We start from the raw sequence: 11,297 nt of genomic DNA on the forward strand, positions 1-11,297 counted from the left end.
GGGCGCCCTGCTGGGGCAGCGCCGCGCCCGCCGCGGCCACACCCCCCCCCCCCCCCGCCACCCCCACCCCCCCCGGGGGGGCGCCGGCCCCCCCCCCGCCGCGGTGCAGGGCGCCCTCCAGGTCCACGCCGCCATCCTGCCCGCCGGCCCCGACACCGCCCGCCGCAGCGCTGCCGGGCCGCTTCAGGAACCCCGCGCACGTGTCGATGGAGGGGGACGAGGGCCCGCCCGGGCCGGTCACGGAAGGACCCCCATGCTGTCGTCCCAGCTGCGCCGCGTGCGCGTCGGTACGCGCCTCGCCCTGGCGTTCGGCCTCGTGCTGGCGCTGCTGCTCGCCACCGGTGCCGCCGCCCTGGCGGGCATCGCCGAGCAGTCCCGCTCCGTCAAGCAGCAGCGCGACGTCACCGAGCTGGTCCGCTTCATCGAGGAGCAGCGCTTCTGGGACGCCGACGTCAGCGGCTGGCAGGTCGCCTACGCCTGGGACGCCCGCCGCCTGGGCCTGCCCGAGGCCATCGACCCCACCTCCGGCAACCGCGCCGGGTTCCTGGCGAGCAAGGCGGGTCTGCAGGAGGCCCTCGCCGCCGCGCCGACCTCCCTCATGACCGACGCCGAGCGTGAGCTCACCGACCGGGTCGCCTCCCTGTGGGACGACTACTTCGCCTCCGACGACCGCGCCGTCGCCCTCTACGAGGCGGGGGACGTCACGGCCGCCGAGGCGGAGATCCTCGGCGCCGGCTACGCCGCCTACGGCGAGATGCTGACCGTCACCGCGCAGCTGGCCGAGGTGGTCGACGCCCGGGCCTCCGCGGCGGCTGCGGACGCCGACCGCGCCGCCGACCGCAGCCGCACCCTGGTGCTGTCCACCCTCGCCGTGGCCGTCGTGCTCGTCGTGCTGCTGCTGGCCGCGCTGACGCGGAGCCTCGTCGGCCCGCTGCGCCGGACCGTCGCCGACCTGCGCCGCGTCGCCGACGGCGACCTGACCGTCACCCCCCTCGTGGACGGCCGCGACGAGTTCCGCGAGATGGCCCAGGCGCTGGAGGCGGCCGTGTCCGCCACCCGCCGCACCGTCGGGGACGTCGCCGGCAGCGCCCGCGAGGTCGCCGTGATGGCCGACGAGCTCGCCGGGCGCGCGCAGGAGCTGTCGGCCGCCAACGAGCGCACCGCCGGCGACACCGAGCGGGCCGCGCGCTCGGCCGACGCCGTCTCCTCCGACGTGTCCACCATCGCCGCCGGCGCGGAGGAGCTGGGCGCCGCCATCAACGAGATCTCCACCGGCATGGCGCAGTCGGCGTCGGTGGCCCGCGAAGCCGTCGAGGCCGCCGAGGCCACCCGCGTCACCGTCGGCGAGCTGGGCGAGGCCACCCGCGCCATCGCCAGCGTCGTCGACACCATCACCGCGATCGCCGAGCAGACGAACCTGCTGGCGCTGAACGCCACCATCGAGGCCGCGCGGGCCGGGGAGATGGGCAAGGGCTTCGCGGTGGTCGCCGGGGAGGTCAAGGAGCTGGCGCAGCAGACCGCCGGCGCCACCGAGGACATCACCCGCAAGGTCGCCGCCATCGAGCGCGGCAGCTCCGAGGCCGCCACCACCATCGGCCGCATCGCCGAGGTCATCGCCCGCATCGACGACCACCAGGCGACGATCTCCGCCGCCGTGGAGGAGCAGACCGCCACCACCGGTGAGCTGGCGCGCACGGTGGCCGGCGCGGCCGGCGGCACGCAGGAGATCGCCGGGGTCCTCACCGACGTCGCGTCCGCCAGCGCCGTCGACCGGGCCAGCCTGGAGCAGGTGCGCGCGTCGGTGGAGGCGCTGCGGGAGACGTCGTCGCGGCTGCGCGACGCGGTGGGCGCCTTCCGCGTCTGACGGGCCCACCGCGGGGCCCCCTCGCGGGTGCCGGGCCGGGGGGCATCATGGTGCCCGCCGTGCCCGTGCGCGTGGTGCCGCCCGGCTCCCGCCGCGGCGGCCGGGGACCGCCGTCCGGAGGACCGATGAGCCAGACCAGCACTCCCGTCGTCCTGGGGGTCGACCTGGGCACCACGTCCACGAAGGTCGTCGCCTTCGACGCCGCCGGCCGCGAGCGCGCCTCCGCCGGCGCCGGCTACTCCCTGCGCGAACCCGCCCCCGGGCACGTGGAGCTCGGCGCCGAGGACGTGCTGCGCGCGGCGGTGCGCGCCACCCGCGACGCAGCCGCCCGCGCGAGCGCCGCCGGCTGCACCGTCGCCGGGATCTCCTTCAGCTCCGCGATGCACTCCCTGGTCGGCCTGGGCGCCCGCGACGAGCTGCTGACGCAGGTCATCACCTGGGCCGACACCCGTGCCACCGAGGAGGCCGAGGAGCTGCGGCCCACCGACCTCGGGCGCGCCCTGCACCGCGCCACCGGCACGCCCGTGCACCCCATGTCCCCGCTGGTGAAGCTCGTGCACCTGCAGCGGCACGAACCGGAGCTGTTCGCCGCAGCCCGCCTCTGGGTGCAGGTCAAGGACCTGCTGGTGCGCCGCTGGACGGGGCAGTGGGTGACCGACCGCTCCACCGCCTCCGCCACCGGGCTGATGGACCTGGCCACCGGCGACTGGTCCGCCGACGCCCTGCGCGTCGCCGGCGTCAGCCCCGTGCAGCTGCCACCCGTGGTGGCGGTGACGGCGCTGGCGGGCACCCTCACCGCGACCGCCGCCGAGGAGCTGGGCCTGCCGCGGAGCACCCCCGTGTTCGCCGGCGGCGCCGACGGGCCGCTGGCGAACCTCGGCGTCGGCGCCGTCGTGCCCGGCACCGCGGCGCTGTCCATCGGCACCTCGGGGGCGCTGCGCGTGGCCGCCCGCAGCCCGCGCGTGGACGAGGCGGGCCGCACGTTCTGCTACTCCCTGACCGACGACCTGTGGGTGGTCGGCGGCGCCACCACCAACGGCGGCGTCGTGCTGCGCTGGCTCGCCGAGACCCTCACCCCCGACCTGTCGTTCGTGGCGGGGGAGCTGGGCGAGGCGCCCGAGGAGTCCCTCATCGACCTGGCCGCGGGGGTGCCCGCCGGCTCGGAGGGGCTGCTCATGCTGCCGCACCTGCTCAGCGAGCGGGCACCGCAGTGGAGCGCGCTGACCAGCGGCGTCCTGGTCGGCCTGCAGCGCCGGCACGGGCGGGCGCACTTCGTGCGCGCGGCGCTGGAGGGCGTGTGCCAGCAGCTCGCCCTCGTGGCCGACTCCGTCGAGCACGCCGGCTCGGAGATCACCGAGATCCGCGCCACCGGCGGTTTCGCCCGCAGCGCCGTGTGGCGGCAGCTGCTCGCCGACGTCCTCGGCCGCCCGCTGTCGTTCGCCGCCGGCGGGCAGGAGGGTTCCAGCTTCGGCGCCGCCCTCGTCGGGCACCACGCCCTGGGCGCCCTCGACATGGTCGAGGCCGCCCGCCGGGAGGTCCGCATCGGTGACGTCCTGGAACCCGACGCCGCCGACGCGGCCGTCCACGCCCGGCTGCGGCCCGTGTTCGCCTCGCTCACCGACGCCCTGGCGCCGACGTTCCGGGCGCTGCGGGAGTTCACCGCGGAACCCGCGGGGGAGGGGGAACCCGTCCCCCCGCGGGAACCGGGGAGCACGCCCGAGCTCGACGAGGACTGAGCGGCCGGGGGCGGTCCGTCGGGCCCGGCGACGGGTGCGCCACCGGCGGGAACTGTTCAGGTGAACGACGCCGTGCGGACATCAAGCCGAGTCCGGTGGACCCGATACGGACTGGGTGAGCCTCTGGATGAGTGATCTGCTGATCGGCGGTGCCGAGACGTCCACGCTGGCGGCCTTGGCCTCACCGGTCACGGTGATCGACTCCACCACCAGCTGCCAGGACGTCGACGAGCTCTTCCGGGCCGATGAGCACCTCGGGTGCCTGGCCGTCCACGGCGACGGGCCGGGCCGGTCGCTGGGGCTGGTGTCCAGGGTCCCCTTCCAGCACCTGATGTCCGGGCGGCTGGGGTACGGCAAGCTCCTGAACACGCGCAGGCCGGTCTTGGCGCTGACCGACTGGTCCCCGCTGGTCGTGCACGCCGCCACCGGCGTCGCCGAGGTGGCGCGGCAGGTGCTGGACCGGGGGTCGTCCCAGCGCTTCAGCGAAGTGCTCGTCGCCGACCCCGGTGCGCCGCTGCGCCAGGTCAGCGTCACCGACGTCTTCCGCGCGCTGTCGGGGGAGCTGGCGACCAAGGCGCTCACCGATGCGCTGACCGGACTGGCCAACAGGGACCACTTCCTGCAGCGGCTGCAGCAGTGCTGCACCGCTCCGGACGTACGGCGCCGCCTGGCGCTCGTCTACGTCGACATGGACGGTTTCAAGGCCTTCAACGACGGCCACGGCCACGGCGTCGGTGACCTGGTGCTGCAGGTGGTGGCGGACCGCCTGCGGGGCTGCTTCCACCCCGGCGACCTGGTCGCCCGGCTGGGCGGGGACGAGTTCGCCGCCGTCGTCCAGCTGCCGGCGGGTGTGCCGGTGGGCCCCGCCGCGCGGCAGCTGGGGGAGCGGGTCCGCGCCTGCCTCAGCGGCACCATCTCGCTGAGCTCGATCGTCCTTCCCGGGCGAGCCAGCGTCGGCGTGGCCGTGGCCGGCAGCGTCCTGGCCGACGGCGAGACGTTGCTGCGCGAGGCCGACCTGGCGATGTACCGCGCCAAGGCGGCCGGTGGAGGGCGCGTGGAGCTCGTCACCGACGTCGGCTCCACCGCCCCGCGGGAGCAGTTCGCCCCGGACCGGCGCGAACTGCAGCGGGCCGTCGACGAGGGCGAGTTCCTGGTGCACTACCAGCCCATCGTCGAGGTGGGCACGGGCAGGCTGGCCAGCGTCGAGGCGCTCGTGCGCTGGCAGCACCCCCGGCGCGGGCTGCTGGCCCCCGGCGCCTTCCTGGGGGCGGTCGCCGACGCCGGGTTCGCCGCGAACCTCGACCTGCACGTGCTGGAGGTGGCGCTCGCGCAGTTCAGCCGCTGGCAGCGGAACCTGGGCCGGGCGGCGCCGCGGGCCGTCAACGTGAACGTGTCCGTGCAGGGTCTGCTGCACCCGCGCCTGGCCCCCGCCGTCCTGGACGCGCTGTCGCGGGCCGGGCTGGATCCCGCGGTGCTGCGCGTGGAGCTGCCCGAGGCCGCCACCACCACCCAGCTGGACGTCGTCCGCGGCGCCCTGGGCACCCTGCGTGCCGCGGGAGTGCGCCTGACCCTGGACGACCTTGGCGCCGGTGCGTCGAGCCTGCACCACCTGACCGGCCTCACCCTGGACGGCGTGAAGATCGACCGGCGGTTCATCGCGGGCCTGCTCGACGACGAGCGTGACGCCGCGGTGGTCGTGATGCTGCTGGAACTGGCCCACAGCACCGGCATCGCCGTCACCGCCGAGGGCGTCGAGACCCGGCCGCAGCTGGAGGCGCTGCAGGAGATGGCGCGCGGGCGGCCCACCTTCGTCCAGGGCCACCTCATCAGCCGTCCCGTCGCGGCCGAGGAGATCGCGCTGCCGTGGTCCGGCGGCCTGCACCACCTGCACGCCCACGTGCCCGGGCCCCGCAGCGCGGTCCCGACCGCACCCGGCCCGGTCGCGTCGAGCTGACGCGGCGCGGGCGCGGCCGACTCACCAGCGGTGCGCGACGTCCACGACGACCCGCGAACCCCCCGCCGGCCCGTCGAGGGTGAACACCCGGAACGGCAGGCGGGCCCGCACGCCCAGCCCGAACGTCGTCCGCCCCTCGAACGAGCTCGCCCACACGAGGTCCCGGAAGGTGCGGTGGCCGCTCACGTCCGGCAGGTCGCCGTCGGCCAGGTGCAGCGCCCCGGGCACGGCGAGGGGTTCCACGACGACCACCTCCAGGCGCGCACCCCCGGCCACCGGCACGGGCCTGCCGGACCCGTCCTGGTCCACCGCGTCGACGTAGCGCACGAAGTACCCGTCCCCGCTGCCGCGCAAGTCCACGACCAGCCGGTCGAAGCACGGGTGCGAACCCGCCCGCACGTCCACCACCTCCGCGCGACGCACCGACGGCGCGCTCTCCGGCAGCGAACCCCAGGCGTACCCGCAGCTCGCCACGGCCGTCGCCGGCGGCGCCAGGCCCACCAGCGCAGGACCCAGGACGAGCGACGCCAGTGCTGCCGACCGCCTCATCACGGCCTCCTCCCCGGCGGGGACGGCACCGTGCCGCCCGACCGCCCGGTCCCATCGTCCCGCCGCCGGCGCGGCACGGCGCGGCGAGCGGTCCCTCCGGCGTCGAGGGCCGCTCAGCCGGTCGCCGCCACGTGCAGGCGGCCTTCCCGGCGCGGTCCGCAGCGGATCGGCCACCAGCAGCGTCGGCGCCGGGCGGTGCTCGCACAGCAACCCGAGGTCGGTGCGCAGCGCGGGCGCGAACGCCCCGCGGAACCGGCTGCCCCTCAGCGCCGCGCTCATCGCCCCAGCCGCTCGACGCCCCGGAGGAAACCCTCGTCGTCCTGCTCCAGCAGCGGCGCGAACGCGTCCGCGCCGCTGGAGTGCGGCGGTCGCGTGCCCAGCAGGGCCACCGCACCCGGCAGCCGCTCGCCGCGGCGCTGCAGCAGGTGCGCGGCCTCGTGCGCGACCACGCCGCCCAGGCTGTGCCCCACCAGGACGTGCTCGCGGTCGTCGCGGAGCATGCTGCGGCGCAGTTCCGCGGCGACGAGCTCCGCGGCTCCCCGCAGGCTCGGCGCCGTCCCCGGGGAGGCGTCCGCGTGCCGGTGCGCCAGGTGCCGAGGTTGCAGCACCCGCAGTTCCGTCCCGGCGGCCAGGTGCTGCTCCCAGGCCCGGAAGACGCCCGCGGAGGTGCCCGCCGCCGGCAGGGCCAGGACCACCCGGCCGCTCACGGCAGCACCCCCACCGGTTCCCGGCGCACGGCGTCGGCCCAGGCGTCGAGGCGCTCGCCGGCCACCACCGCGGTGCCCACCAGCAGGCCGCGGAACCCGTGGTCCAGCAGCCGCGCCGCGGCCGTCGGATCGGTGATGCCGCTGGCGCTGACCGGGCACCGCGTCCCCGCCCGCAGCAGGTCCGGCAGCAGCCGGACGCTGCGGTCGAGGTCCGCCGCGTCCCGTTCGCGCCGGCGGATGTCCTTGTTGTTCACCGCGACCACGCACCGGTCGGCGTGCGGGACCGCGGCGGCCTCCTCCGCGGACGCGACCTCCACGAACGGAGTCACCCCCTCCTCCAGCGCCGCCTCCACCAGCACGCGCAACCCCTCGTCGGGCAGCAGCTGGGCGGTGAGCAGGACCGCCGAGGCACCGTCGGAGCGGGCGCGGCGCACTTGCGAGCGGCGCGTGAAGAAGTCCTTCTGCAGCACGGGCACGGGGCTCACCCGCACCACGTCGCGCAGCAGGTCGCGGTCCTCGCCGAACCAGCGGCCGGTGACCACGGACAGGCAGGGAGCGCCGGCGCGCAGGTAGTCCGCCACCACCTCCAGGGGCGCGCGGCCGGCGTGGTGGCGGCGGTCCCCGGCCAGGCCCGGGCGACCGCCCGCACCCGGCGGGCGCAGATCGGCCCGCCGGCGTCGCGGGCCGTGCCGTCCAGGTCGATCCCGGCGAGGCCGGGCAGCTCGCGCAGCGCCAGCTGCTGCGCGCTGGGGTGGGCGTCCAGGCCGCCGGCGAGCAGGAACGGCCGCGGCGCGAGCGCGGCGAACCCGCGCACCACGGCCGGTTCCAGCGCGGTGCCGGTGCTGCCGACCCGTCCGCCGGAGACGGCGTCGAGCACGAACCCGTCGGCGCCGGCGCGCGCGTAGGCGCCCAGGGACGGCTCCTCCAGCCAGCGGCCCGCGTCGACGTGCGCGGCCTTCCACAGCCGCGTCCCCGCGGGCAGCGGGTGCCGCAGCCTGCGCACCACCGCGGGCAGCTGGAAGGCGTGCAGCTGCACGTCCCGCACGCCGCTGCTGCGCACCACGCCGGCGACGGCGTCGGGGTCGGGGCAGAACGTCACCAGGCACAGCCCCGGCCCGCCGGTGTCCCGGGCGTGCGCGGCGAGCGCCGCCACCCGCTGGGCGTCCAGGTCGCGCGGGGAGCCGGGAACCCCCCCACGCCGGCGAGGGTCACGCCGGCCTCCGCCAGCGCGTCCAGCTCACGGGGGCTCACCGCCCCGCACACCTTCAGCTCCCACCCGCCCGGAGCCGGTCCGGCGGCGCTCACGGCAGCCCCATGAGCGCGGCGATGCGGTTGTACTGGATCTCGTTGGTGCCGGAGTCCACGGTCCCCGTGACGGCGTCGCGCAGCCACCCGTTCGCGCTCCCCGCGCCGATCCGCATGTCCACCAGCTGGTGCTGGACCGCCTGGTAGGAACCGATCGGACTGCCGTGCTGGACGCGGTTGCGGGCGTGCTCGACGCACCGGCGCAACCTGCGGCGCATCTCGCCCACGTTCACGGAGAACGCGTACAGCACCTCGCGCTCCACGACGTGCTCGAGCACGAGGAACCCCGCCCCGACGCGGCCGAGGACGTGGGGGGCGGGGACCCGGACCCCGTCCAGGGCGAGCTCGGCGACGGGGGAGGAGTTCAGGCCCATCGTCTCGACGCGCCGGCGGACGTGGAAACCGGGTGCGCGGGTGGGGACGAGGAACGCGGTGGTGGAGAAGGGGGTGCGCTCGGTCGACGTGCGGGCGTACACGACCACCAGGTCGGCGCCGCTGCCGTTCGTCACGAACGACTTGGCGCCGTCGAGCACCCACTCGTCGCCGTCGCGGACGGCGCGGGTCCCCATGGCGAGGGCGTCGGACCCGCTGGCCTCCTCCGTGATGGCGTGGGCCCCGACGAGGGACCCGTCGCACAGGCCCGGCAGGTACCGCTCGCGCAGCTCCCCGGAACCGAAGCGCTGCAGGGGGGCTGGTGCTGGCCAGGCTGGTCGCCGCGGAGGAGCTGAGCCCTGCGTCGGGGTTGCTCTCGCCGAGGAGTTCCATCCACTCGCACACCTGCGAGACGGTGAGCCCCAGCCCGCCGTGGCGGGGGTCCACCGGACCGGCGAGGGCGCCGGAGTGCTCCTCGGTGCCGCCGCCGGTGGCGCCGATGGTGCCGAGAGCGTGGGCCTCGTCGACCGTGAGCAGCGCGCCGTGGCGGTCGCAGACCTCGCGCAGTTCGGCGAGGGGGGGCCACGTCCCCGTCCATCGAGTAGACGCTGTCGACGACGACGAGCCGCACGCCGGTGCAGCGGGTGGCGAGCCGCCGCTCCTCGAGGTGGCCGGGATCGTTGCGGCGGAAACGCACGACGTCGGCGCCGGAGAGCTTGCAGCCGTCGACGATGCTGGCGTGGTCGAGCTCGTCGACGAACACGGCGTCGCCCGGCCCGCACACCGCGCCCACCACGCCGGTGTTCGCGGCGTCGCCGGAGCTGAACACCACGGCCGCCTCGCGCCCGGCGTACCGGGCCACGGGCCGCTCCAGCTCCTCGTGCAGCGGGACGGAACCGGCCGGGGCGCGCACGCCGGGGGATCCGGTCCCGAACCGTTCCACGGCCCGCACCGCGGCGGCCCTGACCGCCAGCAGGCCGGCGGAGGCCGCCGGGCTCGCGAGGGTGGTCATGGTTCTCCCCGGTGGGGAGTCGGGACGCCCACCCGGCCGTTCGCCGGTCCCGGGAGGGGCGTGCCCACTTCCCGCCGGAACCGGTGCAAGCGCACCGCAAGCCGCTGCGCGGCAGCGGAGCGGAGGAGGCGGGGAGAACGGGGCACCGGAAAACCGGGGAGGCTCCCGCGACCGTGGGGGTCGAGGTTCCCGGGCGGTCAGCGCGACCGGTAGTTCTGCGGGCTGACCCCGTAGCGCTTCTTGAACGCGGCGCTGAAGCTGAACGGCGAGCTGTACCCGACCCTGCGCGAGATGGCCGCCAGCGTCAGTTCCGGGTCCTCGAGCAGGTCGGCCCCCAGTGCCAGGCGCCAGTTCGTCAGGTACGCCATCGGGGACGTCCCGACGCGCTGGGTGAACCGGCGCGTCAGGGACGAGCGGGAAACCCCCACCCGGCGGGCCAGCGCGTCCACCGTCCACGCGTTGCCGGGCTCGGAGTGGATGAGCTGCACGGTGCTGCGCACCACGGGGTCCGGCGAGGAGGGGGTGCCCCCGGCGTCCGGGCCCGTCGCCGACCACTGCCGGATGGCGGCGATGAGCAGCAGGTCCAGCAGGCGGTCCAGGACGCCGGACTGGCCGGCGGCGTCCCGGTCGATCTCGCGCGCCAGCACCGACAGGACCGCCGGGTCCGGGTCGGGCACCACGACGCTGGGGGGCAGGGCGTCCATGAGGATGCGACCCACCTCCCCGCGGCTGCGGAACGTGCCGACCACCATCGCGTCACGGCCGAGCGGGTCGTTGCCCCAGGTGCGCACCCCCGACTGCCAGCCCGGCGACAGGTCCCGCCCGTCGGTGCCCGAGCACGTCTGGTCGGCGCCGATGACGATGCTCGGCGGCGAGTCGGGGGTGCTGGCCATCACGTACGGCTCGGTGTCGCGGGCCAGCAGCACGTCACCGGCGGACATGGGCACCGCCCCGGACTCGGCGAGCACCCACGCGGACCCGGACAGCAGCGCCACGGCCGTCAGGGGCGCCTCGTCGCTCACCCGGATCGACCACGGCGGTTCCATGACCACCCGCAGCATGAAGGCGTTGCGGGCGCGCGGGCCGTCGAAGTACCCGGCGAACGAGTCCACGCCACAGACGGTAGAGCACGCGTCGCTGCGCGTGCCCCGCCGGGACATGCGGGCGCGCCGCGGGCGCATGGCGCCGCACGCGGGGCGGTGGCTGGGATGGGAGGCGGGCCCGGCGCCCTCCCCCTCGACCTCGACCTCCCACCCTGGAGCGCAGACCATGCACCCCTCGTCCACGTCCCTGCTCGCGCCCTCCGCACGCACCGGTGGCTCCACCGGCACCTCGACCGCCACGCGCGTGCTGTGCGGGCTCGCCGGTGCCGGTGCGGCCGTCACCGCCGGCGTCTACACCCACTTCTCGCTCACCGTGATGCCCCGGCTGGCCGCGCTGCCCGCCGAGGAGGGCATCCGCGCCATGCAGGCGTTCAACCGGCAGGCCGTCCAGCCCCCGTTCATGCTCTGCTTCTTCGGCGCCGCCGCGCTCTCGTGCGCGCTGCTGGTGCGCGCGGCGCGGCGCCGGCGGTCCGTGGCGACCAGGGGCGCCGCGGGCGCCGCGGGCGCCTACCTCGCAGGTTTCGCGATCACGGTGGTGCTCAACGTGCCGCGCAACGACGCGCTGGCGGCGCTGGACCCCACCGCCGCGGCCTCGGCCGCCGTGTGGGGGGACTACCTGCGCGAGTGGACCTCCGCGAACTCGGTGCGTGCGGTGCTCTCCGGGCTGGCGACCGCGGGCCTGGCCGCGGTCGCGC

General features: G+C 76.6%; 11 protein-coding genes. 4 read left to right on the forward strand and 7 right to left on the reverse strand.

The window, feature by feature from the left end; genetic code table 11:
* Window positions 1-253: 253 nt before the first annotated feature.
* The 3 genes from ACRYR8_RS19710 (at window position 254) to ACRYR8_RS19720 (ending at window position 5,554) form a co-directional block, all read left to right on the forward strand.
* Window positions 254-1,864, forward strand: a complete 1,611-nt coding sequence (locus ACRYR8_RS19710; protein WP_432486005.1) for a methyl-accepting chemotaxis protein — start codon at window positions 254-256, stop codon at window positions 1,862-1,864.
* Window positions 1,865-1,989: 125 nt separating this feature from the next.
* On the forward strand, window positions 1,990-3,600 hold the full coding sequence (locus tag ACRYR8_RS19715) for a gluconokinase (protein ID WP_432486004.1): 1,611 nt from the start codon (window positions 1,990-1,992) through the stop codon (window positions 3,598-3,600).
* A gap of 127 nt (window positions 3,601-3,727) precedes the next feature.
* Entirely contained in the window at window positions 3,728-5,554 is a 1,827-nt protein-coding gene (locus tag ACRYR8_RS19720; RefSeq protein WP_432486003.1) for a putative bifunctional diguanylate cyclase/phosphodiesterase, read from the forward strand.
* A 21-nt stretch (window positions 5,555-5,575) separates the two neighbouring features.
* Here ACRYR8_RS19720 and ACRYR8_RS19725 read toward each other — a convergent pair whose 3' ends face one another.
* From ACRYR8_RS19725 to ACRYR8_RS19755, 7 genes are all read right to left on the reverse strand, one after another.
* On the reverse strand, window positions 5,576-6,103 hold the full coding sequence (locus ACRYR8_RS19725; protein ID WP_432486002.1) for an AMIN-like domain-containing (lipo)protein: 528 nt from the start codon (window positions 6,101-6,103) through the stop codon (window positions 5,576-5,578).
* 275 nt (window positions 6,104-6,378) lie between these two features.
* The gene (locus ACRYR8_RS19730; protein ID WP_432486001.1) at window positions 6,379-6,810 is read right to left on the reverse strand and encodes a thioesterase II family protein; all 432 of its coding nucleotides are present in this window, start codon (window positions 6,808-6,810) and stop codon (window positions 6,379-6,381) included.
* Window positions 6,807-7,352, reverse strand: a complete 546-nt coding sequence (locus ACRYR8_RS19735) for a beta/alpha barrel domain-containing protein (RefSeq protein WP_432486000.1) — start codon at window positions 7,350-7,352, stop codon at window positions 6,807-6,809. Before ACRYR8_RS19735 ends, ACRYR8_RS19730 begins: the two co-directional genes overlap by 4 nt.
* A complete protein-coding gene (trpF, locus tag ACRYR8_RS19740) occupies window positions 7,292-7,963 on the reverse strand; it encodes a phosphoribosylanthranilate isomerase (RefSeq protein WP_432485999.1) in 672 nt (223 codons plus the stop codon). Before trpF ends, ACRYR8_RS19735 begins: the two co-directional genes overlap by 61 nt.
* Before the next feature lie 148 nt (window positions 7,964-8,111).
* Complete coding sequence (locus tag ACRYR8_RS19745; RefSeq protein ID WP_432485998.1) at window positions 8,112-8,684, reverse strand: acyl-CoA dehydrogenase family protein; 573 nt, start codon at window positions 8,682-8,684, stop codon at window positions 8,112-8,114.
* Window positions 8,621-9,499 carry an aminotransferase class I/II-fold pyridoxal phosphate-dependent enzyme gene (locus ACRYR8_RS19750; protein ID WP_432485997.1) on the reverse strand — a complete coding sequence of 293 codons (879 nt, stop codon included), beginning with the start codon at window positions 9,497-9,499 and terminating at the stop codon, window positions 8,621-8,623. The genes ACRYR8_RS19745 and ACRYR8_RS19750 overlap by 64 nt, the downstream gene beginning before the upstream one ends.
* 197 nt (window positions 9,500-9,696) lie before the next feature.
* On the reverse strand, window positions 9,697-10,611 hold the full coding sequence (locus ACRYR8_RS19755; protein WP_432485996.1) for an AraC family transcriptional regulator: 915 nt from the start codon (window positions 10,609-10,611) through the stop codon (window positions 9,697-9,699).
* A 157-nt stretch (window positions 10,612-10,768) separates the two neighbouring features.
* Between ACRYR8_RS19755 and ACRYR8_RS19760 the strand changes: the two genes are divergently transcribed.
* On the forward strand, window positions 10,769-11,297 hold a 529-nt coding region (locus ACRYR8_RS19760), incomplete at its 3' end, for an anthrone oxygenase family protein (protein WP_432485995.1).

This window comes from Kineococcus esterisolvens (assembly GCF_050871405.1).
Lineage (GTDB): Bacteria > Actinomycetota > Actinomycetes > Actinomycetales > Kineococcaceae > Kineococcus.

Excerpts from the sequence above, each read along its gene's own strand:
- ACRYR8_RS19710 (WP_432486005.1), top strand. The coding sequence starts at position 254 with ATGCTGTCGTCCCAGCTGCGCCGCGTGCGCGTCGGTACGCGCCTCGCC.
- ACRYR8_RS19715 (WP_432486004.1), top strand. The coding sequence starts at position 1,990 with ATGAGCCAGACCAGCACTCCCGTCGTCCTGGGGGTCGACCTGGGCACC.
- ACRYR8_RS19720 (WP_432486003.1), top strand. The coding sequence starts at position 3,728 with ATGAGTGATCTGCTGATCGGCGGTGCCGAGACGTCCACGCTGGCGGCC.
- ACRYR8_RS19725 (WP_432486002.1), bottom strand. The coding sequence starts at position 6,103 with ATGAGGCGGTCGGCAGCACTGGCGTCGCTCGTCCTGGGTCCTGCGCTG.
- ACRYR8_RS19745 (WP_432485998.1), bottom strand. The coding sequence starts at position 8,684 with ATGGGGACCCGCGCCGTCCGCGACGGCGACGAGTGGGTGCTCGACGGC.
- ACRYR8_RS19750 (WP_432485997.1), bottom strand. The coding sequence starts at position 9,499 with ATGACCACCCTCGCGAGCCCGGCGGCCTCCGCCGGCCTGCTGGCGGTC.